The organism is Mesorhizobium sp. WSM4828 (assembly GCF_055811175.1).
In genome coordinates this window covers 93,683-117,502 of record NZ_JBVVQK010000015.1, presented here as the reverse complement: position 1 = coordinate 117,502, position 23,820 = coordinate 93,683, and the positions used below count along the sequence as shown (strand labels likewise).

The following is a 23,820-nucleotide window of genomic DNA, read 5'->3' as shown; positions in this document are numbered from 1 at the left end:
TTTTTCGGTGAGCCTGACCATAGGAGTACATCCGTTTAGGGGATCCCCTGCATCCAACGTGCCAGAAGGAAATATAATCAAAACAGCTAGGAGCAGGTTTGTGATCCGGTCGGGTATCCGACGTAGAGCAACCTTGCACGGGCGGCCGATTTGCACGCCGCCCGCCTCTTGCCGGTAGGCTGATAGGGTAGCTCCGCACCCGGAAACACTCTTAGGTAGGGCACGGCTTGTTCGCTGAGCCTGATCATGGGAGACATCCGCTGATGTGTTCGGAAGGTCCTCTCCATCGAACGTGGCCAGAAGAGCCTATGATCGACACAAGGGGGCAGGCATATGATCCTGTCGGGTGTCCGACATGGGAGGTAAACCTTGCAACACTCGCGGATTTGCAATTCATCGTCCTTCGGGACAGCACGAGCTCTACCAAGTCGGGCACTTTTCAGGCGGGGCGTCGTCCGGAAACCGATAGTTGCCCATCGGCCATGCGATCGCGGACCTCTCCCTATCGTCTGATTTGCACAGCATTCTTACAGCGCATTACGCTCGCATTAGTCGCTGCTAGCGGCGCGCGAGCTTCGTAACCGCCGAGCTACACCACATGATGGAAACGACTTTGTCGCCGCTTCTCGCTGTCCGCCAGAGTCTCTCGCAAACAGGGAACGCCCCTTCCCCACAAGTTGGCAGTCCTGCGCGCACCGCAGCGCAGCTGCTTGATCGTTCTTCGGTCACATGAAAGGTCCTCGGCAACATCCTCCTCCAGCGGTTTTGCGTGTCTAATCTTCAGATAGTCTCGCTATCAGTGGGGGCCCGCCGTAGTCCCGTGCGCCACTGCTAGGCAGAAAGGCGAAGTGCACGTGAAAACATCCATCCTGTAAATACCTGCATAACGGCAATCGATTACCGCCATGACTCGACGAGCGATATAGGAGGCGCTTCGTCGCGGGGCGGGATGGGGAGAGGATTGCGATGAAAGAGCTCATCCTGCTGCTAAAACAGTTTCTTAGGGGTCAAGCAGAGATCCAAATCCTTGACAACGAGCGCCACGACGTGAGCTTGGGTCCTAATGGCATCGACCGGATGGCCACTTGTCCAGGCGACAACCAATCTTTGGCCCGTGAGGGCGATCACAGATCCAGCGGCGAGGCATGGGACGAACTCTCCGGTGACAATGGCCGCGACATATCGGGCATTTTTCGGGAGGACAATAAGAAGCTCTGCGGACCCGGCGAAGATGCCCTCCACGCTGGGCACAGCAAGGATTATCTGACCGCGGGCGTTGACCCACGATTAGCCGATCCGATGTGCGGCTTCGACCCAAGGTTGGGGTGGAAGCCTCACATCATCGCTCTGGTCGATATTGAACGCGATACCTTCGTCTTTCATACGGTCGGGTACTATAAGGACGGTTTTGGCGCGAACTCCGTCGACTACGTCGGCGTATTGTCCGGCTGCCCGGCGAGCTGGTTTTACAACGGTAAGACTTCTTTGAACTAGTTAGCAGATCGCAAGATGGCAGGAATGAAAGTTCAGATGTGCGTCAGCGCATTCAAATGGGGCGGTACATCGCTGCTCCGTTGATGCGTAGTGACAGGATCAGAACTCAGATTCATCAGAACTCGCAGCCGCGCCACTTTGACCAAGCAGGGACATCGAGTTGACCGTTCAAGATGCGCTTGAAGTGAGCCCAGGCGCATCCCTGGACGGTCCAATGGCGGGGCGGTGCAACCGAGGGCAGGTACATAGGAACCGTCGCATGGGCCGGCACGCCGGTTGCATGTCGATTGAATGAGACTTTGGCAACGACGATGAGCTCTTCTGCAACGTCTTCGAACGCAGCTTGGATTGAAAAACGCCGGCGACCGGCCGGAGCTGGTTCAGGCGGAATCACCTATTCCCGGAGAAAGCATGCTGAAAAAGTTCGAACGCTACCCGCTCACCTTTGGTCCAACGCCCATTGAGAAGCTTGACCGCCTCGGCAAGCATCTGGGCGGCAAGGTGGAGATCTTCGCCAAACGCGAAGACTGCAACTCTGGTCTCGCATTCGGCGGCAACAAGCTGCGCAAGCTCGAATACATCGTTCCCGACGCGATCGCGTCGGATGCCGATACGCTCGTCACCGTCGGCGGGGTACAGTCCAACCATACGCGGATGGTCGCCGCCGTTGCAGCCAAGATCGGCATGAAATGTCTCCTGGTTCAGGAGAGCTGGGTTCCACATGAGGATGCCGTCTACGACCGGGTCGGCAACATTCTCTTGAGCCGCATCATGGGAGCAGAGGTGCGCCTGGTCGACGAGGGTTTTGACATCGGCATCCGCCACAGTTGGGAAAAAGCGCTCTATGATGTCAAGGCAAGGGGCGGCAGACCCTATGCGATACCTGCCGGGGCCTCTGTCCACAAATACGGTGGGCTTGGCTATGTGGCGTTCGCCGACGAGGTGCGCGCCCAGGAGAAACAGCTTGGGTTTGCCTTCGACTACATTGTCGTTTGCACGGTGACCGGTTCAACGCATGCCGGCATGATCGTCGGGTTCGCTAACGACGGTCGACAGCGCAACGTGATCGGTATCGATGGCTCTGCCACTCCCGCAAAGACCAGGGCGCAGGTTCTTCGTATTGCCCGACGTACAGCGACCCTCGTCGAGCTCGGATCGGAACTTGCGGAGAATGACGTGGTGTTGCTCGAGGACTACGCGTACCCGCGTTATGGCATTCCATCCGAGGAAACCAAGGAGGCGATCCGCTTGTGCGCGCGGCTCGAGGGCATGATTACGGATCCCGTCTACGAGGGCAAATCAATGCAAGGGATGATAGACCTCGTCCAAAAAGGCTTCTTTCCAGAGGGGTCGAGGGTCCTCTACGCGCATCTCGGCGGCGCGCCGGCGCTCAACGGTTACGGCTACACCTTTCGCAATGGCTGACGCTCGACAGAGCGGTTTCGCCACCTGCGGTGCCGGCGATGCTCACGTTCGTGCGAGTCATTTAGCCAGCTTTCTGGCTCAGAGGGTGCCAGCATTCCGAGGCGGCCGCCTGGCCGTCTCGCGTATGCGGAGGCAGCTTGCCGCTCCGGCTGGGCTCATAACGGAAAATCTGTCAGCTATGATCCCTCAGCTTATGCCGCGCTCTTGGGTCGGTCGGAACTGAGCGCCCACGGGGCTTTCGCCCCAAAGCCTGGAAGATGCGTGGGCAAGAGATTGTAGTATCAGACGCGCAGCAAAGGCGTCGAGCTCGGCTGTGACGCAATCGACCTCGTCGCCGGTGGCAATACCCGATGACGTCAGTGCCTCAGCAATGGCCGAGAACGTAAGCGTCGGAACCTGCTTGACGTCCCTTGTCTGCCGTATGGCTGCATCAGTGCTGAGTCGACATCCACGTACCCGACGCTTTCAAGCAGGCGGCCAAGCCTGCGCCCAAAACCGCTGCACACCCTCGCTCAAGCCGAAGAGCAGGCTTTTGGGCGACATGCATTGACCCCTTAAGTGCCGGAGCGACGCGGGCGGTATACTATCTGCGATAGCTCACCTTCGCCGAAAATCCCGTCCAGAGTGTTCAGGAGTTCGCGCACGGCATCGGATTTGCAGGAATAGTAGATCGTCTGCCGGTCGCGCCGGGTCTGGACGAGATCGAGCGCTCGTAGTTTGGCTAGATAGTGTGACAGGGCGGATTGGCGGAGCAGACCCTTCTCGGCGAGAGCGCCGACCGACATTTCACCGTCGGCCAGATAGTTCATGATCAACAGTCGTTTCTCGTCGCCCATCAGTGTCAGAAACGCGGCCGCTGATTCGGCATTGGCGATTAGCTTTTTCGAGACCATTGATCCCCCTACCTTCTTGTTCATCCGGCGCTATGGGGCAATGGTGTCTAATCCCATAGGCACTCGCGAAGTGCGCTGGGTGGTTCAACGCTGCCGGGAATGTTTTCGACCACGAATGTCCGCCGTTAAGGCCTTCGCCTCCGGCCCCGACAGCCGACGCGCCACTGCGCGCGCAATCAAGCCGGCGTGGCTGAAGACCGCATCTTTGCCCTACAGCGAAATTGTTGTGTTCACGTTAATCGAGAGGGATTCCGTAAGCGCAATCGGCCTCGACATTAGACGAGCTCATCCAAGTGGTGTTTGGCTTCAACCGTGTTTGATGGCCGCCGAGAGGCGTCGCCAATCGGCAATCCACCTCGGTCGGACGCAATAGCGCTTGTCTATCCGGATCAACGCCTGCAAACTCCTGCGTTCACGGCTACCTCGTCAATGTCTTCCCCCTATCCAGACGATCTCCTTCCCGACACGCCTGAAGGCAGCCTCGACAAAGCTGCGGACCGGATGGGTCCTGCCGTCGCGAGCACAACTAGTAAGACTCGTCATGGTGCAGGATGGGGCAGGAAAGCGAGCAATCAAATTGGTGTACCGGAGGCATCAGAACTGGGAGGACTCCGCTCCACCTTTCCGCCTTACGCATGACTGGAGAGATTTCCGGTGGGCGTCGCCTCCCGAGCAACGCTTTTTCATGTTCGTTATTCTCGGTAAAATCGATTGTTTCGATGAGCGCATCTACGGTGTGAATGCGGGCCGTCGAAGCCGATTTAAGAACCGAACCCAGACCCCATACAAATCGCGCAACGCGCCTGCACCCGACGCTCAACCTGCTTAACAGTAACTGCACGGCCGGCGATGCGATCGCCCCATCGGAATCGCCCGACGAGGCAGGGACGAGATGAGCCGATTGTCCGGAAGAGATCAGGTCGGGCTTGAGAGGTGGCTGGCCTGGTCGGCTGCTGCCCCAGATGGTCTATTCGGCAGCGTGCTCGTTCTGATCTGGCGGTCCAGCTGCGCTTGTAGAGTTCGTCTGCTCGGCAGGCACGCAGCAATGCCGATTAATATCAAGGGCGCGGTCAAAGCGGATATTTACATCGCCACAGGTTGGCACAAGGGCGGCGGCAGGATGGTGAACGACGGCCACACCACCCAAGTCAACCTGCCGCATGGCAGCACCCTCACCCGCGGGGATCGTGTCTATGAACTGGTACAGTTTCCATTTCCATGCGCCGAGCGAACACTACGTGGCAGGCAAGAGTTTTCCGATGGAAGCGCATTTTGTCCATAAGGACGCCGACAGCGACACTCTGGGTGTGCTGGGCGTGTTTCTGGGGCCAGGCGCGACAAATCCCAGCTTCGCCAGCCTTGCTGCAGTATTTCCCGCAATCTCAGGCGACGAAACAGCAGTCGCGATCTTTCTCCCGATGGCACAGAATAGGTCCACCCAGGGGAGTAGAGCTTCGAACGGCATGGGTGAAACTCCGGAACGAGTCAGCGCGCCAAAAACAGCGGCAATGTCGGCTTCTCAAAGATCCATCTCGTCACGCCGCCAAAGAGCCGCTCACGTAGCCCACGGCTGCCATAAGCGCCCATGACTATCATATCGGCCGACGTGTCGATTGCGTGCTGCGCAAGCACCGTGGCCGCCGATTTGCCGGCACTTGGCAGTAGGTCAACCGACACCCGAGCACCGTGCCGAGTGAGATAGGCAGCGATGTCGGCTCCAGGCTCCGCACCGTTCCCATTGTAGTTCACCTTCGGATCGATCAGGGCGACACGAACTTCCTCAGCAACGCATAGGAGAGCCAGCGCTTCCCGAACCGCACGGGACGCCTCGACTCGCGAATCCCAACCGACCAGGACGCGCCGTGGCCATAGGCTCGCCTCAGAGCCCTTCGGCACAACAAGCACCGGCCTTCCCGTATCGAACAAGCAGCCGTTGACAACAGGAGGTCCGAGATTCTCGTCGTTGAGGAGCCCCGGTCCGATGATCGTGAGGTCAGCGCAGAGGGCCCGCTGTCGTGCCAATTCACCGAGGCTGGCGGGATCGCAACAGTCGGTGTCAACGTCATAGGCGAGCGACATAGATTCCAGCAGTTTCTGGATGCCTTTGGAGCGTTTTTCCAGTCTGGCCACGTCCTGTGTAAATCGATCGATTTGCCGAAACCGATCGTTCAATCTGGCAATTGCCTGTCGACGTCCTACCGGCCACTCGGGAACACCATCTCCGATCGGCGGATGCGACATGAGGAGCATCGGAGGCGGTATAATCAGTATGGAAAGGTGCGCGCCGACTTCGGCACACAAGCCGGCAGCCGTTCTGACGTCCTGATCGGAATGGCCAGCGCCGGTCAAACAGAGTACGGTTTTAAAGGCCATTTTCCTGCTTCTTCCTGAGTATTCGTTGAGGGCGTTGCCGGCCGCAAGACCGGCTCACAGCGCGAGGAAAAGGGAGTGGCACCACACCCGGAACTTGATTCAGCCGTCCGGCTTCTCGAGCGAGTAGCCGGCCGACCTGACAGTACGGATGACGATACCGGTCGAGGCCGGCTCCAGCGCCCTTCTGATCCGACTGATATGGACATCGACTGTGCGTACGCCGACATGGATATTGGGCGGCCAGGCCGCGCCAATCAGCTCGTCCCGGCTGAAGACCTTGCCGGGAGCCTCGAGCAAATGCCGCAGCACGTTGAACTCGATGGGTCCGAGGGGGATGTCATGGCCATTGCCGCAAACCCGGTGGGCATCGAGCTTCATCTCGAGGCTGCCACAGGAAAGCCAGCTGCCGTTTTCAATCCCGTTTGAACCCCGCTTCGTCAGCGCTAGCCTCTCTCGTAGACAGTCGAGAAGCTTGGCCGGGGCGATCGGCCGCACAAAGGTCTCGTCAATGCCAGCCTTCAGGAGATCGAGGTGCTGGTTGTCGTCGCCCGGTGCGATCCGGGCAATAACCGGCAGGTCGGCGGTCCGTGGCTCCCCCTTGAGGCGGGCGCAGATTGTGGGTCCCGTCGCGCTTGCTGGCCCGCAGTCCAGCACCACGGCCTGGAACTCCCGCTGGTCGGCCAATTCACATGCTTCCTTCACGCAGCCTGCCGGCTCACTCGCGAAGCCGTCCGCCTCCAGAATGTGGCTATACGTCAGATGGAACTCCGGATCGTCCGAACAGATCAGCACCAGTGGCTTCATTATCGCTACCCCGAGAACCAAATTGGCCTCGACCGCGTCGGCCGCGTGCGCTGGCCATTGCGGCTCCTCAAGGCCTGACATGATCCTCTTGCTCGAAAATCGGTTTCATGCGCGTGCCACCTCGGGATAGGCGTCGATGGCTGCAATGGCATCGTCGACCAGTTTCGTACCGGCCGCGGCGAGTTTGCAGAACGTCTCGAAGCCGAACCGATGGACGTCGCGCAGGGTCTTGGACAGAACGACCAGCCGCCCGACGGTGAAAAGCACGCGCCCGAAGCCCTCATGGCTCATTTCGATCATCGGCGATGCCATCAGGCCGGAGCGCTCCTCGATCGCAAGGGCGACGGCAGTGTAGAACTTGTCGAGCCTCCACAGCACGTCCGGATCGGGATCGCCGATGATTGGAATCGTACGGCGCTGTTCCTTGCTGACGATGAAGTCGGCCAGCAACTCAGCGTCCGCTTTGCCGTCCCATGACCCGTGGGAATCCTGAGCACGGATCAGCCGCACGAGGCATTTGACGAAGGGGCTGGCAAGGGCCGTCTCGTCCTCGTTGGCAGCAGGGCTCGCGACTTCAAACATTTCGCTCTTTCCTCTTCAGTCCTCGTCCTCGAAGGACGGTTTCTGTTCGGCGACACCAGCTTCGGCCAGCACCTTGCGTAGCCAGGGCGGAGGACATGTCCTCAGCATCGTCTGCGTGCGCAACAGTACCTCTTGGATGGTTTGTGGCTGCGGCACCTTGATTGGATGGATTTTTGCCGCAACAAGCTTGGCTGCCGAAGGCCCGCCAATGGCCAGACAAAACAGCAGATGGCAGCCCTTCAGCGCCTCCACCTTCGGCGTGATGCGGTCATCGCCCTCGGTCCGATGCTTCCCGCTCTCATCGGAAATCTCATCGAAGGCCACGGCTTCCACGAGATGCCACTCCTCGCGCGTCACGTCGTACACGGCAAAGCGCTTGGCCGACCCGAAATGCGCATTGAGCTCCTTCATGTCTTGGGTTGCGATTGCCACGCGCAAAGCGCCTGCTTGTCGTTCACGCATTGGAGCTTGAACCTCGTCAGTGACTAGTGAGAGGCGACGAACGGGGCCCACCTTGCGTTTCCCGGTTGCGGAATGGATCAAGTTCCTCAGACGTCGGCGCATGCCGGTTGGCTTGGAACATGTTGGCGACCTCGAAAACCAGATCACGGGTCCCTTGATAGAGGATTGAGAGCTTGTGCTGGCTGCCGAGCCGGTCGAAGACGGGGAAGCCGACGCGCATAAGGGGAATGCCAAGGCGTTGCGACGCCTGGCGTCCATGTGAATGGGTGACCAGAAGATCAGCGTCGCCCGCAAGCGCTTCCAAATCGCCGAGATCGCCGATCTGAATCGACTCCGTCGGTACCCTTTCCAGAATTTTCGACATATCGGTCGTCGTGACCGCCGCCGCGATTTCGGAGCCCATGCCCGTGAAGAAGGTTGCGAATTGATAGAGTTGGTCTGGTTCAGCAGCGATCGCAATTTTCTTGCCTCCGAAATGAAAATGTCCGTCGAGCAACGCATCCTGTAATTGCGCGCGGCGACGCCGCACTTGGGCCGGCACCGCCGCGCCCGAAACCGCCGACAGCAGCGAGACGAACCGGTCGACAGCCTTCAATCCGGTCAGCGACTGGAACATCACGAACGGCACGCCGGTCAAACCGTGCAGCATTTTCGCCGGGTGGCGCATGTGCTCGCCGATAGCGATGCATTGCGCGGCCGTGCCAAGCTCGCGGATTTCCTCGACGCTGGTGCCGCCATAGGTAGTCGTTACCCAGCGGTCAGGAACCATACCGTCGAGTGAGCCGGAGATGTCGGGCAGAATAACCGGCTTGAGCCCAAAACTTTCAACCATGTCACGCAGATGCTCGACATCAGCGACAGTGAGGTTCCATCCGGGCAGGATCGCGATCTTCTTCGGCTGCCGCTTCCGTGCGCCCGACCGTGTAATCCCTTCGATCATCGCTGCGACAGCCTTGGCCCAGCCTTCCTCGATCGCGCCGTCAAAATCAGGCGTGTTGGCCAGCACGACCTCCGTACCCGCGAGCTCGTCCACGTGCTTCAGCTTCACGTTGGCGATATCGCTCGCGCAATCTTCGCCACGGGTCTCGACCAGCGCGGTCGTGCACACCCCTATCAGCTTTGGCTTTGTACGGGTTTTGAGGTTGAGGATCGCCTCTTCCAGATGGTCCGCTCCGCCGAGTATGGTTGCCACTTCGTCCATCGCCGTTGTCTGCAAGGGGATCGCTTCCTTGAAATGCCGCACGAAGAGCACGAGCGCGAAGCTGGTGCAGCCTTGGCTGCCGTGGAACAGAGGCATCGCACCGTCGACTCCAAGAAAAGCGAAGGCGGCACCCAGCGGCTGCGAGGACTTCAGCGGGTTGACCGCCGCTGATTTGGTATTGCGAAGGATGCGGACCATCGGATTTCCTCAACGGTCGCCGGAGCGGTGAGCCGTCGCGCCGGCGAATTCATTGAAAGCGTTCACAGCCGCGGTCCCGTCCTTCGTGCTCGCCAGATCGTCCTCCACGGCAGGCTGGCAATCCCACGGCGCCGGCTCCAGCACCTGGTCCCAGATCGGGTTATGAATGGCGAGGTCGATCTGGCGTACGAGTTCCACCATGCCGTCATAACCGGCGTAAGGGTGTTGGCGCTCCTGGTTGATGTCGAGCCAGGGCGTCTTGGCCTTGAGCGCGACGAATTGCGTGCGCCCGCCAGACAGCATGATGTCGGCCTTGCCTTCTGAGAGCATGGCGTAAAGGTCGCGCGCTGCCATCTGCTCGAACATGTGGTTTTCGTCCTTGAGGATCCGTTTGATCCGTTCCTTGTCTTCGACTGTGGATTTCTTGACCGAGGTGCCGACGATCTCCATGCCGATCTCCATCAGCGCGTGAACCACTGACCAGGACTTCACACCGCCTGTATTGAGCAGCACACGCTTGCCTTGAAGCCGCCGGCGGTAGGCCTCGAGCTTCTTCCACGCAATCGCCTCCTGCTCAGCAATCAGCGTGTCTGTGCGATCGAGGATTTCCCGATCTGCGCCCTTCCTCACCAGCAGCTCAGCAATGTTGCGAAGCGCTTCCGAGGTATCGGTTATGCCGTAGAAGGAGCCCTCGAAGAACGGGATGTCCCAGCGCTCCTCCATCTTGCGGGCCAGATTGATGAGTGCGCTCGAGCACACCATCATAGCCGCCTGGGCGCGGTGCGCGCATGCAACGTCGATGTAACGCGCATCGCCCGGAATGCAGGCGCGCACGCGGATGCCGAGCCGATCAAGCAGCGGCTTCACCAGCCAGAATTCGCCGGAGAGGTTGAATTCGCCAAGGATGTTGATGTCGTAGGGCCCGGCGTCGTGGGGTTCCACCGTGCCGATGACATGATCGAGCAACGCTTCGGCGGCGAGTTTGTTGCCGAGGTTCTTGGAGCCGGCGAAGCCCGGCGCATTGATCGGCACCACGGCCAAGCCGAATTTTTCGGCCGCGCGTTTGCAAACGGCCTCGATGTCGTCGCCGATCAGCGCCGTCACGCAAGTCGAATAGACGAAGACTGCCGGCGGCGCATATGTTTCCTTGATTTCGCGGATCGCCTTGAAGAGCTTCCGCTCGCCCTGCCCCATCACGACGTCGAGTTCGGTGAGGTCGGTTGTGAAGCTTGTCCGCCACAGGGTTGGCCCGGACGAAGCTGCGCCTCTGTTGTCCCAGGAATTGCCCTCGCAGGCGAGCGGCGCATGGACCAGGTGCGCAACGTCGGTGATCGGCTGCAGGACGATCTTGGCGCCGTCAAAGGCGCAGCCGCCGGCTGCCGCCCCGGGGGTCAGCGGCTTCGAGCAGCCCTCCTTGCGCGCCTTGGCATACTTGCTGCGGTTGTCATCGCAGGCGGGCTCGTCGAAAACGTCCTGAATCTTGGCACTGAGCGGGGTCATGGCGTCAGTCTCCGAAGTCCATTGGGCGATGGGCGGCCACGGCGAAAAGCCGGCACCGGCTCTTAGCGAGTGAGGTCATAGGAATAATCCGTCACGCCCGTCTCGCTCGTCTCGCGATCGAGCTTGTCGAATATCTTGTCGAGGATCGTCGTCAGCACGCGTAAACCGCCCTGGTAGCCCATGAGCGCAAAGCGATGGTGATGGTGCCGGTCGAAGATTGGAAACATCAGCCGGATCAGCGGCGTGCCGGTGTCGCGCTCCAGATACTTGCCATAGGAATTGCCGATCAGCAGGTCCACCGGCTCTGTAAAGAGCAGCGAGCGCATTGCCCAGAGATCCTTGCCCGCCCAGACCTGGGCATCCTGGCCGAAGGACGAGGAGGCGAGCAGTTCCTTGATCTCCGCTTGCCAGGCACTGGTGCCGTTGGTGGCGAGGCAGTGGGTCGGCTCGCCACCAGTTTCCATGACAAAGCGGGCCATGGCGTAGACGAAGTCTGGATCGCCGTAGATTGCGTATTTCTTGCCGTGCAGCCATGACTGGCTGTCCGCCATGGCGTCAACGAGTCGGCCGCGCTCCATCCGGATTGTCTCGGGGATCTCCTTGCCGGAAATGGCCGAGACCTTCATCAGGAACTCGTCGGTCGCCTGGACCCCTAGCGGATAGTGGAAGGATGCCGTCGCTTGCCCGACCTCATTGCAATATTCCAGCGTCTTGCGGGTGTTGAAGTGCTGCAGCGACAGTGTCGCCTCGGCGTTGAGTGCCCCTTTCACGTCTTCGATCTTTGTGCCTCCGTCATACATGCGGTATTCGCCGTCCGACGGCGTGTCGAACTGGTCTGAGGCGTCCTGAATGAAGGTATAGGTGACAGCCATCAGGTCGAGGAGGCGCTTGAGTTCCCGGTTGTTGCCGACGCAGAATCCGTCGAAGCCTGGAATGATGTTGATGGCCCCAGCGGCTTGCGCGCGCTCGCCGCCCTTCCAGAAATGCTCCAGCACGCCCTTCACCATGCCGTCATAGCCGTCGACATGGCTGCCGACGAAGGCAGGCGTATGAGCGAAAGGCACGTCGAAGTCGCAGGGGACCGAGCCTTCGTTCTTGGCGTTCTCTATGAAGCTACGCAGGTCGTCGCCTATGACTTCGGCCATGCAGGTGGTCGAGACGGCGATCATCTTGGGGTCGTAGAGCTTGTAGGTATTGGCGAGCCCGTCGACCATGTTCTTCAGGCCGCCAAACACTGCCGCGTCCTCGGTCATCGAGGAGGAAACCGCTGACGAAGGCTCTTTGAAATGTCGCGACAGATGCGAGCGGTAGTAGGCAACGCAGCCCTGGCTACCGTGGACGAAAGACATGGTCCGCTCGAAGCCCGCGGCCGCGAACACCGCGCCGAGCGGCTGGCAGGCCTTGGCAGGGTTTATGACAAGCGCCTCGCGAGCGAGGTTCTTTTCGCGGTATTCCCAAGTCTTGGTCAATTCGCGTTGGTCGGTGACGATCTGATCAGGGTGCGGACATTCGAAATTCAGTTTCTTCTCGGCAAGCATTTGTCTGTATTCCGGCTCGCGGAACAGGGGAGCATGGTCGAGAACTTTTTCGGCCGATTGCGGCATGGTGGTCACCTTTTCCATCTGGCCGCGCCAAGCGGCAGCACAGGGACATCAAGACGTTAAAGGGCCTCGCGCGGATCGAGTGCCCCGAGCATTTATCGGCCTCCCTGCCAGGCAGGGAGGCCAGTCCTCATTCGGCGGCGACCGCCGTCAGCGACGTGTCCTTCATCTTCTTCCACGGCGCGCGGTAGAGATCCCAGACCGGGTTGTTGATGGCCAAATCCATGTCGCGGGCGAAAATGGCGAAACCGTCATAGCCGTGATACGGGCCGGAATAGTCCCAGGAGTGCATTTGGCGGAACGGGATGCCCATCTTCTGCACCGGGTACTTCTCCTTGATACCGGAGCCAACGAGATCAGGGCGGATGCCTTCGATGAACTTCTCCAGTTCAAAACCGGTAACGTCGTCATAGACCAGCGTGCCATTCTTCACGTAATGGCCGGTGCGCTGATAGTCGTCGTTGTGGGCGAACTCGTAGCCGGTGCCAACGATCACCATACCGAGGTCCTCGTAGGCAGTGATGACGTGACGCGGGCGCAGCCCGCCGACATAGAGCATCACCGTCCTGCCTTCGAGGCGCGGTCGGTACTTGGCGATGACTGCATCGACCAAGGGCCGGTACTTGGCGATGACCTTTTCGGTCTTCTCCTCGATTTCCGGGCCGAAATGCTTTGCGATGTTGCGCAGGGAGGTCTCAATCTGGGAGGGGCCGAAGAAATTGTATTCCATCCACGCGATGCCGTACTTTTCCTCCATGTGCCGGCAGATGTAGTTCATCGACCGGTAGCAGTGGATCAGGTTGAGCTTGGCCTTGGGCGCGCGCTCTATCTCGGCGAGCGTGGCGTCGCCCGACCAGTTGCCGACCACCCGAAGCCCAATCTCCTCGAGCAGGATTCGCGAAGCCCAGGCATCGCCGCCAATGTTGTAGTCGCCGACGACGTTGACGTCGTATGGGCCGGACTCGAACTTGACATCCTCCTTGTCGAAGACCCAGTCGCGGATCGCATCATTTGCAATGTGGTGGCCGAGCGATTGTGAAACGCCGCGGAAACCCTCGCAGCGCACCGGTACAATCGTCTTTTCGTGCTCCTTGGCCTTCTTGCGCGACACTGCCTCGATATCGTCCCCGATTAGGCCGATCGGGCACTCGGACTGCACCGAGATGCCCCCGCTGAGCGGAAACAGGTCCTCGATCTCGTCGATGATCTTTTCCAGCTTCTTGTCGCCGCCGAAAACGATGTCCTTCTCCTGGAAGTCGGAGGTGAACTGCATTGTCACGAACGTGTCGATGCCCGTCGTGCCGACGTAATAATTGCGCCGTTGCGACCAGGAATATTGCCCACAGCCGACCGGCCCGTGCGAGATGTGGACCATATCCTTGACAGGACCCCACACCACGCCCTTGGAGCCGGCGTAGGCGCAGCCGCGTATTGTCATCACGCCCGGAATGGATTTGATGTTCGATTTCACGTCGCATTCGGAAAGGCCCTTGTCCTCCCCTCCGGCCTCGTCCTTGCTCGTTGCGACACTGAGGTGCTTCTTGCGACGCTTCGCCGCCTTGTCTGGATATTGGGACAGCACGTCTTCGATAAGCTTCGCATGCAAAGCGCCGTCATTCTCATAGTCGAGGCCCATGGGACCTGCCCCTTTCAAGGTTCGGGTAACGCCTCGCCAACGAGGCCTTGTTTCGTAGAAAGTGGCGCCAGATCACGGTCGGCGCCCCCTGTCGGTAGCGACGGTTACTGAGCGACGGCCAATTTCGCTTCCTTGGCCTGAAGCTCGGCAAGCATTTGCTCGTCCGTCTTCATGATGCCGAAGTCGAGCAGCATGTCCTCGAGCTCCTCCATGGTGATTGGGGTCGGGATGGTGCCCTGGCCCGAATTGACATGGATCTTCTCGGCCAACGCGCGGTACTCCCCTGCCTGTTTGGAGTCCGGCGCATACTGGATTACCGTCATCTTCCTCAGTTCGGCGTGCTGGACGATGTTGTCGCGCGGCACGAAGTGGATGAGCTTGGAATTAAGCCTGGCGGCCAGCGCCTCAGAGAGATCGAGCTCGCGGTCGGTCTGGCGCTCGTTGCAGATCAGCCCGCCGAGCCGCACGCCGCCCGAATGGGCGTATTTCAGGATACCCTTGGCGATGTTGTTGGCGGCATAGAGCGCCATCATCTCGCCGGACATGACGATGTAGATTTCCTGCGCCTTGTTTTCGCGGATCGGCATCGCGAAGCCGCCGCACACCACGTCACCCAGCACGTCGTAGGAGACATAGTCGACATTGTCATAGGCGCCGTTCTCCTCGAGGAAGTTGATCGAGGTGATGACGCCGCGGCCGGCGCAGCCGACACCCGGCTCAGGGCCGCCGGACTCCACGCACTTGATGTCTTTGTAGCCGATCTTGAGCACGTCCGCGAGTTCGAGGTCTTCCACAGAACCTTCCTGGGCGGCGAGATGCAGAACCGTATCCTGCGCCTTTGCGTTCAGGATCAGGCGGGTGGAATCGGCTTTCGGGTCGCAGCCGACGATGAGGATTCTCTGTCCGAGGTCGACCAGGGCAGCGAGCGTATTTTGAGAGGTGGTGGATTTGCCGATGCCTCCCTTTCCGTAAAATGCGATCTGACGCAGACCTGACATGTTGGTTTCCTTCCTTCTTTCCATCCATAGCGGCTACCCGCGACTTGAAGTCCGGTCGGCAGATCCCGGCGCCTCGCACCGATCGTTTCAAAACTCGTGCCAATTTGGCCGGCCGGATCGAAAAGGAAATTTTATGATTGCTTTTCAGCTATTTAACATTTGGCAAAAACATTAAATTGGCTAAATAAACTTGTGTCGCGAACCTGACATAGGCGACAGGAGATGTCGGATGGCGTTACTTGCGACCGCTATTGATCGTTAGGGGAGCACGGCAACCACCCCATCTGCCAAGCGACAGGCGGGCGGCGACCCGCCAGTTGTAATGTCCAGCGCTGTTGCGTCGGCCAAGTGTACTCGTCAGCTCGTCCTGGGCCTCGCGCGTCTTCTCCAAGTGTCGTTCAAACGGCGCTGGCGCGACTTGTCGGGCTTACTGCTCTTGCAACACGGCGTGTGTATTTCTGACGCAGCTTATAGCGCTACCAGAGGCACTGAAATCTGACCTAGGGGGTCAACGGGTATACTCATTGCGCCTAGCTTGCGCGCCTAGAACTCTGGAGAACGTGTCGCTTAGGTTGGCCCTGAGAAAAACAGATGAGGTGTGCCGGCCTGTGCCGCTCATGGCTAAACCTACCCCTTCTTCGCCAACCAGTTTTCGTATGCCAGACCGGGCACGCGGGCGAACTCACGCTCATTGTCTGTAACCAGCGTGGCACCGATCGCGAGTGCTTGCGCCGCGATCCAGGTGTCATTTGCTCCGATAGGGGATCCCTGTCGCTCCAGGTGCGCCCGAACCTGCGCATAGTGCCGGGTGGTGTCGTGGTCGACACTAACTAACGGCAATCGCTGGACCAGCGTCGCAAGACGGACGCGATTTCGCTCGCTTTGCTTACTTTTCTCGGCCCCGAATTCCAGCTCGCCGAGTACGATAGCCGACAAACGCATACAGCTAAGCGGCAGAGACTCAAGCCGCTGCTGCACTTCCCACAGCCCTTTCAGCGCCGCGATCAGGATATTGGTATCCAGCAGATAGAGATTGGCCAAGGCTCAGTGGTCCAACGAGGCGACGTCTTCGGCCGGCGCATCATCCGGCGCTTCCAGATCAATGTCGTCTTCAGACCAGAAGTCACGAAAGGCGTCAGCCGCCACACGCGGGCGATCCGGCACAAGCCGTGCAACGACCTTCCCGTGCCGGGTGACAGCGATTTCCTCGCCCGCCTCGACCTCAGCCAGCAAGGCCGAGAACCGGGATTTTGCCTCAACGACGGTAATGTTCTTCATGACAGCCTCCAAAAAACTGACCATATGGCCAGAATATAAGCGAAGGGTGGCCTGTCGTCAAACGTAGCGTTAGCACAGATGTGGCGACAGTCATGTTGCTCGCGAGAAAGGTGTAGCGTTCCGGGACCGCTCCCGCGATACGGCTCTCCAGTTGGGACGTTGGAAAGCGTTGCGGTGACAAGCATTGCATTTTCATTTTGATGACGAGCTGCGGCGCTTCCTGAGCGCGTAAACGGGGTCATTGGGATGCGCTGCTCCGATAGGTTGCCGCAAGCCGAACCGTTCTGCCTCGGGGACCGCTGGTGGGGTCTGCTCTTCGAACCAATCGTAAACCACGGTCCGTTCGGCAATGCGCCACGCCCCTTCCCTCTTCTGAAACAGATCGCAGTAGCGGCCGCAGAGGAGCATCTGGCGTGCTTCTCCGTCGTCGTCTGGTCCGCGTTGCAGCGCGGTGAAATAGCTCTCGACCACGGCCTCCGCCGGATCGAGGAATTCAATCAATACGTTCGTGATCTGGTGGATTAAGCGCGGTCCGGTCTTGAAGACACCAAGCGCAAACTCAATGAAGGCCTCGGCTGAGCCACAATAGGCGACGTGATTGTCTTGCGCATCGGGCCAATACGCACTGCGCAGCGCAGCCTCATCCGCGCGGTCTATGCCGCGGCAGTACCGATAAAGGCAGTCGCGGATTGCCTCGCGGTCGAGTAATTCGGCGATTTTTTCCTGGCCCATCGCTCTGTCGCAAATTCTGAGATTGGAAGGCGTTTCGTGCCTCTAGGTACGTGCAAGGACGAACCGATCGGCAATTGACGAAGCCAGAACGGAGGCGAACTTCACGTGTCGCGTGCGTGTCATGGAGATCTCGATGCCGGAGAGGAGGTAGGCAGGGAAGCGGCTGGACGCCTTGGTTTGCGGTGTGGGGCTACGTCTCGTCGATTCCACCTAAGCTTCCCCAGCTCTTGGTCGAATGGCGGCTGGATCGAACCGCGCGGCCGATGTGCGATCGACTTCCAGCGCACATTCGGGGCAGGATCGCACGGCCCGTGACGCGAGCAGTTCGTCCCCCTGCGCGACATTGATATCGCCAGGCAGGACGTATCCCTCATCATCAAGCGTGAAAATGCTTGGCGCTTGCGCCGAGCATCGCGCGTGACCCTGGCATTTGGCATTGTGGACGATAATGCGCATAGCGCTGCCTCCATTGTCTTGCCATGGCTCGGGACGGCAATAGTCATGACCAGTCCAGGATCAGATTTTCGATTCCGAACACATGGCCGCCACAGGTGATTGGCGCTGTACCTTCCTTGATCCGGAAGGCCGGTATGCGCGCCAGCCACTCCTCCAAGCCAATGACAATCTCGCGCCGGGCAAGGTGTGAGCCAAGGCAACGGTGGGGACCATAGCCAAAGGCGGCGTGGCGGTTGTGCTCTCGCGCCAGATCGACCGTGTTGGGGGATTCGAATTCCTCCGGGTCGCGGTTTGCAATCATCGTGGCGCAGGAAACATAGTCCCCCTTTCGGATCGGCGCGCCTTCGAAGTCGATATCCTTCGTAGCCACGCGGATCAACTGAATGGGTGGATAGGCCCGCAGCAGTTCTTCGGTTGCGAGCAGGATGCGCTCCGGTTCGCTGCGCAGCAGTTCCTGATCCTTGAGGTTGCGCGCTAGATAAGCCAGGTCAAAGCCTATAGCTGCTGCGACAGTGTCAAGTCCTGCGACGAAGACAAGCACGCCGATGCCACGGATCTCCTCGTCGGTTAGCCGGCGGCCCTCGACCTGTGCCTGCACGATGAAGGTCATGAGGTCGTCGACCGGATCCTTGCGGCGATTGGTTGCAAGTTCATCTATGAAAGCTACAATCTTGCGGGCAGCCACGGGTCGTTCCACATCGTCGCCGTGGAGCAGATTTTTCGCCCAGCCGACAAATGTATGGAGCCCCTGATCCGGCAATCCCAGAATGCGAAGGAAGATGCTGACAGTGAACGGAAAGGCAAAATCCTTCATGACGTCGCAGCTCGTGCCCGATGCGGCGATCCTATCGATCAGCGTGATCGCTTGCTCGCGGACAGCCGGCTCCAGTGCTGTGACGCGCTTTGGCGAAAGCAGCGGACTGAGCAGTGAGCGAAACGCGCCATGGGCCGGCGGATCGAGCTCAAGCGGGATCGTCGGCCAGGTTTCGCCCAGTATGGAGGAGAAGATGCTGCGATGGCTGGAAAAAGTCTCAGCGTCCTGCAGCACCTTACGCTGGTCTGCGGCGCGGGTGATGACCCAGGTGCCCCGGCCATCTTGCGTGTTGTAGGGGGAATAGAAGATCGGAGGCCCGTCATGGGCGCAAGCGACAGCTGCGTGTGGATCCCCGTTGGGCGTTGGTGGCATGCCTGGCGATGTGAACAGGCTGAAGTCCCTCACCATTTCGGGCGGGACATGATCTGGAACCGGGTTGATCGCCATTGGATTTCTCCTGCCGTCTAACCACTAAACAGGCCGCGCGGCATGGCATCTTGGCCGTCCGGCAATTTGTAACTCTGGCCAGACCGCTGCCGGCCCGCCAAAGAGCCGACGAGCGAAATCGTCGGAGAAGCGGCGTTTTCCAGCTTCGAACGACGAGCCGGAAATGAAGCCCTTCGCCACAACGGGTTCAGGCCGGTCATCTCTTCCAGGATGTCCGTAGCGCGGCACGCGAGAGGCGGTACCCGTCGACATCGCTTCACCGATTTCCGCGACCGAAGGCGATGAGGGCGGGTCGAATCTCATCCCCTCCTCGGTGGATGGCCGTTGGCCGGTGCCAGACGAACTGCGGGTGTCCAGGCCAGTCACGCCGGTCGGGCTTTCACAGGCAATGCCTTTGGATGGATCGGTTCGACGCGGACCCGACATGTTGTCTTCCTTGGTTGCATTGATCACGATGTCACCCACAACATGAACGCCAGGCGGTAGCTGCCGCCGCCTCGCGAGAGAGCTTCAAAAGTCGTGCCAGCGGCGCGGAAAGGGCCCTGCGGGAGATTTTCTATATATCGTTCAACAGCTTGAGTGACTTCGCATCAGCAAGCCTGGCGGAGCACAGCCGTGTCGCGGACCGAACAGACCTGACATCAAAGTCGCGGCAGCTTCAAAATGCTCCGAGAGTGCAAGGCGGTTTTCCCGTCACCTCGGGACCGTGCCCGCGCCACGCAAGCGCAGTTCAGGAAGATGCACATGGCCAGCTTGCTAGTGGACGTGCTGGCCTTTTTTTGTACCCATTGCCGATTTCGAAGCTGCTTGGCGAGCGTCGACAGGGCGAAGCGCATAGTCAGCCGCCTCAATCCTGAGAACGGATGCCAACGGGATCCTCGTCAGGTTAGCCCGATCGACTCCCGTCCCTCGTTTCGAATATAGGCCACAGATTTTCGCTCCGAATACGAGCCACATATTCTCCGCGCCGGCTTCCGGGCGATCCTCTGGTCCGACTTCCGACATTGTTGTCCAGCTTCGGACAAAAGTGGCTAGGGGCTTCATACGCCTAAAGAGGGTCCCCTCTGCCCAGAGCTCACGATCAGGTGATTATGGGCGCGCTCGGTCTCGGCGAAGGCATGGTTTCTGGCCGCTCAAGGCAAAGAGTGTCGCTGCAAAAGATCAGTGTGAACCCCTGCCTAAAACCAAATGGCATGGCGCTTGCGACATACGCGGCAGAGCCCATAACAAGGCGGACAGGAGCAAGACCATTGCTGACATCGCGACGCCCCATACAAGTGCGTAGTGAAACCGTTCTCGTTGCCGTCGTAAATCGAGACCTCGTTTTCTTCAAACGCGCGTGCTCGCGAGCGGTTTTGCCACGGCTGATCCAAGGCCGGCACGCAAACGCGCGGCGCCCGGCCGAATTGCCGGCCGAGATCGATGCCGCATCAGTTTCAACCGAAAAAGCAGCGCATCAACTTTTACTCCAGGAGCAACATCGATGACCGTCAAAAAAAAGGTTCCTTTCGTCACCTTTCTAACGCGTGTTCGCGATGATTCAGTCCAAGGGCCAAATCCATACCGTTGGGAAGAAAAGACATCCGACGACTACTTTGTCGGCAAGCGCGTCATACTGTTCTCGCTGCCAGGCGCCTTCACCCCGACCTGCTCGACCTATCAACTGCCCAACTTCGAAGAGCTCTATGACGAATTTGAGAAGCTGGGAATTGAAGCGATCTACTGCGTCTCCGTCAACGATGCCTTCGTCATGAATGCGTGGGGGAAGGCCTTGGGGCTGCAGAAGGTCGAGCTCCTTCCGGACGGCTCAGGCGAGTTCACCCGCAAGATGGGCATGCTGGTTGCCAAGGACAATCTCGGCTTCGGCATGCGCTCCTGGCGCTACGCTGCCGTCATCAACAATGGCGTGGTGGAGCGGTGGTTCGAGGAGGACGGTTTCTGCGACAACTGCGAGACCGACCCCTATGGCACATCGTCGCCACAGAACGTCCTTGAAACGCTGAAAGCCGGCAAATCCGTGACGGCCGCATGATCCAGAAGAGTCAACGTCTCGAAAGATCCCACTGCACAAGGCCAAGAGTCGCTCGGTAGGAGTTTCACGCTAACCATGCAGTCCTCAGCAAGCCTGCTTCAGCGTCAGAAGCAATCGTTCGTTTTGACACCGCAAATGATGGAGTCAATTCGCCTGCTGCAACTGGCGCATCCCGAACTGCATCAGTTCGTCGAGCAGGAAATCGAGAAGAACCCCTTTCTGGAACATGCATCAAACGATGGCCGGGCGCCGAAGGATACTCCGTCGATCTCGGCCGAAAACCCCCACATCGGACCGACGACGGGCGGAATATCGGATCGGGCCTCGGAGTGGAAATCAATCCGCGGCAAAAACAATGTCGCAACGGGGGGAAACAATGCTCTCGAAGAGACCTGCACGTCCACCGAAACACTGCACGACCATGTCGCTCGTCAGATCGCTCTCAGCGCATTCGCGCCGCTGGAGCGGCGAATAGCTGGCGAGCTTGCCGGTTATCTGGAAGACAACGGGTACATTCAGGTGAACCTTTCGGAACTAGCCAGCAGCCTGAATGTCCGGGAGGCTGACGTGGAACGGGTTCTCGGAACCTTGCAGCAGTTCGATCCACCAGGGATTTTTGCGCGAACTCTCAGCGAATGCCTTGAGATACAATTGCGGCAGCTAGACAGGTTCGACCCGGCGATGGCAGCGCTGGTCGCCAATCTTGAAGCGCTAGCGCGACGCGATTTTCAGGCATTGAAGCGCCACTGCGGTGTCGATGAAGACGACCTTCTCGATATGTTGCACGAAATCCGCGCGCTCGATCCCAAGCCTGGAAACCGTTTCCAATCCGGAGGGCCTGAAGCGATCATACCCGACGTCTTGGTCCTGCCCTCGCCCGCAGGCGGATGGCAAATCGAACTCAATCCAGACACGCTGCCCAAAGTGCTGATGAACCAAACCTATTTTGCCGAGGTCTCGCGCCTAAGCACGCAAAATTCGAAAGATCAGGCATTTCTCAACGAATGCCTCCAAAACGCGAACTGGCTAATCCGCAGCCTTGATCAGCGCGCCAAGACGATCCTCAAGGTCGCGGCTGAAATCATCCGCCAGCAGGACGCCTTTTTTGAACACGGCGTCGACCACCTGCGGCCTCTCAGTCTCAGGACTGTCGCGGATGCGGTCAACGTGCACCAGTCGACGGTAAGCCGGGTGACGTCGAACAAATACATGCTGACCCCGCGGGGCGTGTTCGAACTGAAGTATTTTTTCACTGTCGCGATCGCCTCCTTCGAAGGCGGCGAGGCGTACTCCGCCGAAGCTGTCCGCCATCAAATCAAGGCGATGATTGCCGTGGAATCGCCCGACGAAGTGCTTTCCGACGACAACATCGCCACCCGGCTCAAGGAAACCGGGATCGACATTGCTCGCCGTACAGTTGCGAAATATCGTGAGGCGCTGAACATCCCTTCCTCCTCGCGACGTCGCCGGGAAAAGCGCGTGTGGCTTCGATGCCAATCAAGCCAGGGCGGCGGCGCCGACGAAAGTGGCTCTTAATCCAAAGCGAACCCGTTCTTGATCCGTGCCAAGTGGCTTTCGCCTTCCTCCGGGCCAAAACAGCTTTCGAAATCGCGGCATTCCTGACAACTGGGGGCGGTGCATAGCGAAAAGCCTTCAGCCTCGCAGAGCTTACGATAGAAGTACTTCTTCCATTTCATGTTGTTGGTGTTGCCGGCCGCCAGCGCCGGGAAATGTCTGGCGATCAAGCGGCTGAGCTCGGCGCGATTGACAAGGCCAAGGTCCTGCCACAGATGGTCATTGCGCAAACTACGCCTGGCGATGATCTTGGCGAAGAGGGTGCTCGCCGAATCGCCTGGCCTGGCATGCCCAATGAGCAGGCAGCGTAGAAGCCCTTCCTCCATATCAGGCTCGGGATCAGTGAGCTTTTCCAGCGCGAAGGCGTTGACGGGCATAGCGGGGAAACAGCGTGTCACGACATCCCGCAGGTCGGCACGCGAAAGGCCGGTTGCTTCGGTCGCGGTCGCCTTGCCGGCCTCAACCTCCTCCAGCGCGAGGTAGATAACACATGCAAGCACATGCTGGTCGAACGCCGTCGCCTGGTCGGTCGGCGGCCATTGGCTGGTGCTTAAACAGCCATAGTGATGTGCGAACGTGGCGCCGTTCTCCTGGTCTTGTCCCCGGCTCATGCAGCTAGCGTGTCGGCCGCAAGGTGGGTCTGGCAGTTCTTCGGGCAGACGCGGCCGCAGGCACCGCAGCCGATGCAGCGGCCGGCATGGTCGACGATCATGACCATGCGGGTGAGTTCGCCGTCGAAATCGTCGTCCTCGCCCGCGCAGATGCCCAGGATTTCGCCTGCGTCATCGACGCCATGTAGGTGCATGACCTCGCGCGAGCAGACCTTGAAGCAGCGGCCGCAGCCGATGCAGGTCGCGCCATTGATCGCCGTCAGATAGTGCGGCGTCCATGGAGAGCCGTCGCGGGTGACAAAAGCGCCCGTCATTGTGAATTCTCTAACGCCGCGAGCTCTTCCTTTGCCGCATTCAATTCGGCGAAAATACCGAAGGCTTTCCTGGCGACCGTCTTGATCTTGGTCCAGTTGACCGGCAGGTCCTCGGCTAGGCCGTGCAATTCCATCTTGGCGGCTCCCGCGCGCGACTGCAGCTTGCGAACCTTCTTCTGCAAAATTTCAAGGTCTGACATGATCCCTTCCTCGCAAGCCGGTTTTCTTACGCCCGCGCCATGTCGGGATGCACTTCGAAGACCGCGAACGTATCGCCGGTTTCGTACTGACCTCGGCGAGTTTTCGAAACGTCTCGAGCCGAACCGTTGATGCCGATGGTGCATGGGAGACGCTACAGCCAGCTTATGCAATCCCGCGCGGCGGGACGCAGGTC

At 59.4% G+C, this 23,820-nt stretch carries 23 protein-coding genes and 1 pseudogene; 5 read left to right on the top strand and 19 right to left on the bottom strand.

What is annotated here, in order from left to right; all coding sequences use genetic code 11:
- Positions 1 to 966: 966 nt before the first annotated feature.
- Entirely contained in the window at positions 967 to 1,494 is a 528-nt protein-coding gene (locus AC0L2X_RS18570; RefSeq protein WP_473600221.1) for a hypothetical protein, read from the top strand.
- Between the two features lie 411 nt (positions 1,495 to 1,905).
- A complete protein-coding gene (locus AC0L2X_RS18565) occupies positions 1,906 to 2,919 on the top strand; it encodes a 1-aminocyclopropane-1-carboxylate deaminase (RefSeq protein WP_473600250.1) in 1,014 nt (337 codons plus the stop codon).
- Between the two features lie 554 nt (positions 2,920 to 3,473).
- On the opposite strand, the gene AC0L2X_RS18560 is transcribed toward AC0L2X_RS18565, so the two are convergent.
- Positions 3,474 to 3,812, bottom strand: coding sequence for an ArsR/SmtB family transcription factor (locus tag AC0L2X_RS18560; protein WP_473600220.1), 339 nt, complete (start codon positions 3,810 to 3,812; stop codon positions 3,474 to 3,476).
- A gap of 1,022 nt (positions 3,813 to 4,834) precedes the next feature.
- Here AC0L2X_RS18560 and AC0L2X_RS18555 point away from each other — a divergent pair.
- A pseudogene (locus AC0L2X_RS18555) lies at positions 4,835 to 5,215 on the top strand (carbonic anhydrase family protein); the annotation flags it as partial.
- A gap of 82 nt (positions 5,216 to 5,297) precedes the next feature.
- On the opposite strand, the gene AC0L2X_RS18550 reads toward AC0L2X_RS18555, so the two are convergent.
- The 15 genes from AC0L2X_RS18550 to AC0L2X_RS18480 form a co-directional block, all read right to left on the bottom strand.
- On the bottom strand, positions 5,298 to 6,185 hold the full coding sequence (locus AC0L2X_RS18550; RefSeq protein WP_473600219.1) for a universal stress protein: 888 nt from the start codon (positions 6,183 to 6,185) through the stop codon (positions 5,298 to 5,300).
- Positions 6,186 to 6,284: 99 nt separating this feature from the next.
- Positions 6,285 to 7,070, bottom strand: coding sequence for a response regulator transcription factor (locus AC0L2X_RS18545; RefSeq protein ID WP_473600218.1), 786 nt, complete (start codon positions 7,068 to 7,070; stop codon positions 6,285 to 6,287).
- A gap of 24 nt (positions 7,071 to 7,094) precedes the next feature.
- Positions 7,095 to 7,571, bottom strand: coding sequence for a NifX-associated nitrogen fixation protein (locus tag AC0L2X_RS18540; protein ID WP_473600217.1), 477 nt, complete (start codon positions 7,569 to 7,571; stop codon positions 7,095 to 7,097).
- 15 nt (positions 7,572 to 7,586) lie between these two features.
- Entirely contained in the window at positions 7,587 to 8,084 is a 498-nt protein-coding gene (gene nifX / locus AC0L2X_RS18535) for a nitrogen fixation protein NifX (protein WP_473600216.1), read from the bottom strand.
- The gene (gene nifN, locus AC0L2X_RS18530) at positions 8,050 to 9,432 is read right to left on the bottom strand and encodes a nitrogenase iron-molybdenum cofactor biosynthesis protein NifN (RefSeq protein WP_473600215.1); all 1,383 of its coding nucleotides are present in this window, start codon (positions 9,430 to 9,432) and stop codon (positions 8,050 to 8,052) included. Before nifN ends, nifX begins: the two co-directional genes overlap by 35 nt.
- A gap of 9 nt (positions 9,433 to 9,441) precedes the next feature.
- Positions 9,442 to 10,932 (bottom strand): nitrogenase iron-molybdenum cofactor biosynthesis protein NifE, encoded by a 1,491-nt coding sequence (gene nifE / locus AC0L2X_RS18525; protein WP_473600214.1) that lies wholly within the window; start codon positions 10,930 to 10,932, stop codon positions 9,442 to 9,444.
- 62 nt (positions 10,933 to 10,994) lie between these two features.
- Positions 10,995 to 12,536, bottom strand: a complete 1,542-nt coding sequence (gene nifK, locus AC0L2X_RS18520) for a nitrogenase molybdenum-iron protein subunit beta (RefSeq protein WP_473600249.1) — start codon at positions 12,534 to 12,536, stop codon at positions 10,995 to 10,997.
- A 127-nt stretch (positions 12,537 to 12,663) separates the two neighbouring features.
- Entirely contained in the window at positions 12,664 to 14,169 is a 1,506-nt protein-coding gene (nifD, locus tag AC0L2X_RS18515; RefSeq protein WP_473600213.1) for a nitrogenase molybdenum-iron protein alpha chain, read from the bottom strand.
- Positions 14,170 to 14,273: 104 nt separating this feature from the next.
- Positions 14,274 to 15,167, bottom strand: a complete 894-nt coding sequence (nifH, locus tag AC0L2X_RS18510; protein ID WP_473600212.1) for a nitrogenase iron protein — start codon at positions 15,165 to 15,167, stop codon at positions 14,274 to 14,276.
- Between the two features lie 627 nt (positions 15,168 to 15,794).
- Positions 15,795 to 16,208, bottom strand: a complete 414-nt coding sequence (locus AC0L2X_RS18505; RefSeq protein WP_473600211.1) for a PIN domain-containing protein — start codon at positions 16,206 to 16,208, stop codon at positions 15,795 to 15,797.
- 3 nt (positions 16,209 to 16,211) lie between these two features.
- On the bottom strand, positions 16,212 to 16,445 hold the full coding sequence (locus AC0L2X_RS18500) for a type II toxin-antitoxin system Phd/YefM family antitoxin (protein ID WP_473600210.1): 234 nt from the start codon (positions 16,443 to 16,445) through the stop codon (positions 16,212 to 16,214).
- A 192-nt stretch (positions 16,446 to 16,637) separates the two neighbouring features.
- Positions 16,638 to 17,177 (bottom strand): nuclear transport factor 2 family protein, encoded by a 540-nt coding sequence (locus AC0L2X_RS18495; protein ID WP_473600209.1) that lies wholly within the window; start codon positions 17,175 to 17,177, stop codon positions 16,638 to 16,640.
- A 210-nt stretch (positions 17,178 to 17,387) separates the two neighbouring features.
- Entirely contained in the window at positions 17,388 to 17,633 is a 246-nt protein-coding gene (locus AC0L2X_RS18490; RefSeq protein WP_473600208.1) for a ferredoxin, read from the bottom strand.
- A 43-nt stretch (positions 17,634 to 17,676) separates the two neighbouring features.
- Entirely contained in the window at positions 17,677 to 18,894 is a 1,218-nt protein-coding gene (locus tag AC0L2X_RS18485) for a cytochrome P450 (RefSeq protein WP_473600207.1), read from the bottom strand.
- Between the two features lie 24 nt (positions 18,895 to 18,918).
- The gene (locus tag AC0L2X_RS18480; RefSeq protein WP_473600206.1) at positions 18,919 to 19,347 is read right to left on the bottom strand and encodes a hypothetical protein; all 429 of its coding nucleotides are present in this window, start codon (positions 19,345 to 19,347) and stop codon (positions 18,919 to 18,921) included.
- 1,030 nt (positions 19,348 to 20,377) lie between these two features.
- On the opposite strand from AC0L2X_RS18480, the gene AC0L2X_RS18475 reads away from it, so the two are divergent.
- Both AC0L2X_RS18475 and rpoN read left to right on the top strand, forming a co-directional pair.
- On the top strand, positions 20,378 to 20,926 hold the full coding sequence (locus tag AC0L2X_RS18475) for a redoxin family protein (protein ID WP_473600205.1): 549 nt from the start codon (positions 20,378 to 20,380) through the stop codon (positions 20,924 to 20,926).
- A gap of 75 nt (positions 20,927 to 21,001) precedes the next feature.
- Positions 21,002 to 22,462: an RNA polymerase factor sigma-54 gene (gene rpoN, locus AC0L2X_RS18470; protein ID WP_473600204.1), complete on the top strand. Its 1,461-nt coding sequence runs from the start codon at positions 21,002 to 21,004 to the stop codon at positions 22,460 to 22,462.
- On the opposite strand, the gene AC0L2X_RS18465 is transcribed toward rpoN, so the two are convergent.
- From AC0L2X_RS18465 to AC0L2X_RS18455, 3 genes are read right to left on the bottom strand one after another with little or no spacing between them, the layout of a single operon-like run.
- Positions 22,459 to 23,112, bottom strand: coding sequence for a nitrogen fixation protein NifQ (locus AC0L2X_RS18465; RefSeq protein WP_473600203.1), 654 nt, complete (start codon positions 23,110 to 23,112; stop codon positions 22,459 to 22,461). The two genes, rpoN and AC0L2X_RS18465, sit on opposite strands and share 4 nt — an antisense overlap.
- On the bottom strand, positions 23,109 to 23,426 hold the full coding sequence (gene fdxB / locus AC0L2X_RS18460; protein ID WP_473600202.1) for a ferredoxin III, nif-specific: 318 nt from the start codon (positions 23,424 to 23,426) through the stop codon (positions 23,109 to 23,111). The genes AC0L2X_RS18465 and fdxB overlap by 4 nt, the downstream gene beginning before the upstream one ends.
- Positions 23,423 to 23,626: a CCE_0567 family metalloprotein gene (locus tag AC0L2X_RS18455; protein ID WP_473600201.1), complete on the bottom strand. Its 204-nt coding sequence runs from the start codon at positions 23,624 to 23,626 to the stop codon at positions 23,423 to 23,425. The genes fdxB and AC0L2X_RS18455 overlap by 4 nt, the downstream gene beginning before the upstream one ends.
- Positions 23,627 to 23,820: the final 194 nt, after the last annotated feature.

Excerpts from the sequence above, each read along its gene's own strand:
- nifN (WP_473600215.1), bottom strand. The coding sequence starts at position 9,432 with ATGGTCCGCATCCTTCGCAATACCAAATCAGCGGCGGTCAACCCGCTG.
- AC0L2X_RS18565 (WP_473600250.1), top strand. The coding sequence starts at position 1,906 with ATGCTGAAAAAGTTCGAACGCTACCCGCTCACCTTTGGTCCAACGCCC.
- AC0L2X_RS18455 (WP_473600201.1), bottom strand. The coding sequence starts at position 23,626 with ATGTCAGACCTTGAAATTTTGCAGAAGAAGGTTCGCAAGCTGCAGTCG.
- AC0L2X_RS18540 (WP_473600217.1), bottom strand. The coding sequence starts at position 7,571 with ATGTTTGAAGTCGCGAGCCCTGCTGCCAACGAGGACGAGACGGCCCTT.
- AC0L2X_RS18490 (WP_473600208.1), bottom strand. The coding sequence starts at position 17,633 with ATGCGCATTATCGTCCACAATGCCAAATGCCAGGGTCACGCGCGATGC.
- AC0L2X_RS18560 (WP_473600220.1), bottom strand. The coding sequence starts at position 3,812 with ATGGTCTCGAAAAAGCTAATCGCCAATGCCGAATCAGCGGCCGCGTTT.
- nifD (WP_473600213.1), bottom strand. The coding sequence starts at position 14,169 with ATGGGCCTCGACTATGAGAATGACGGCGCTTTGCATGCGAAGCTTATC.
- AC0L2X_RS18570 (WP_473600221.1), top strand. The coding sequence starts at position 967 with ATGAAAGAGCTCATCCTGCTGCTAAAACAGTTTCTTAGGGGTCAAGCA.
- AC0L2X_RS18550 (WP_473600219.1), bottom strand. The coding sequence starts at position 6,185 with ATGGCCTTTAAAACCGTACTCTGTTTGACCGGCGCTGGCCATTCCGAT.
- fdxB (WP_473600202.1), bottom strand. The coding sequence starts at position 23,426 with ATGACGGGCGCTTTTGTCACCCGCGACGGCTCTCCATGGACGCCGCAC.
- AC0L2X_RS18485 (WP_473600207.1), bottom strand. The coding sequence starts at position 18,894 with ATGGCGATCAACCCGGTTCCAGATCATGTCCCGCCCGAAATGGTGAGG.
- AC0L2X_RS18475 (WP_473600205.1), top strand. The coding sequence starts at position 20,378 with ATGACCGTCAAAAAAAAGGTTCCTTTCGTCACCTTTCTAACGCGTGTT.
- rpoN (WP_473600204.1), top strand. The coding sequence starts at position 21,002 with ATGCAGTCCTCAGCAAGCCTGCTTCAGCGTCAGAAGCAATCGTTCGTT.
- AC0L2X_RS18545 (WP_473600218.1), bottom strand. The coding sequence starts at position 7,070 with ATGTCAGGCCTTGAGGAGCCGCAATGGCCAGCGCACGCGGCCGACGCG.
- AC0L2X_RS18465 (WP_473600203.1), bottom strand. The coding sequence starts at position 23,112 with ATGAGCCGGGGACAAGACCAGGAGAACGGCGCCACGTTCGCACATCAC.
- AC0L2X_RS18495 (WP_473600209.1), bottom strand. The coding sequence starts at position 17,177 with ATGGGCCAGGAAAAAATCGCCGAATTACTCGACCGCGAGGCAATCCGC.
- nifH (WP_473600212.1), bottom strand. The coding sequence starts at position 15,167 with ATGTCAGGTCTGCGTCAGATCGCATTTTACGGAAAGGGAGGCATCGGC.
- nifE (WP_473600214.1), bottom strand. The coding sequence starts at position 10,932 with ATGACCCCGCTCAGTGCCAAGATTCAGGACGTTTTCGACGAGCCCGCC.
- nifK (WP_473600249.1), bottom strand. The coding sequence starts at position 12,536 with ATGCCGCAATCGGCCGAAAAAGTTCTCGACCATGCTCCCCTGTTCCGC.
- AC0L2X_RS18500 (WP_473600210.1), bottom strand. The coding sequence starts at position 16,445 with ATGAAGAACATTACCGTCGTTGAGGCAAAATCCCGGTTCTCGGCCTTG.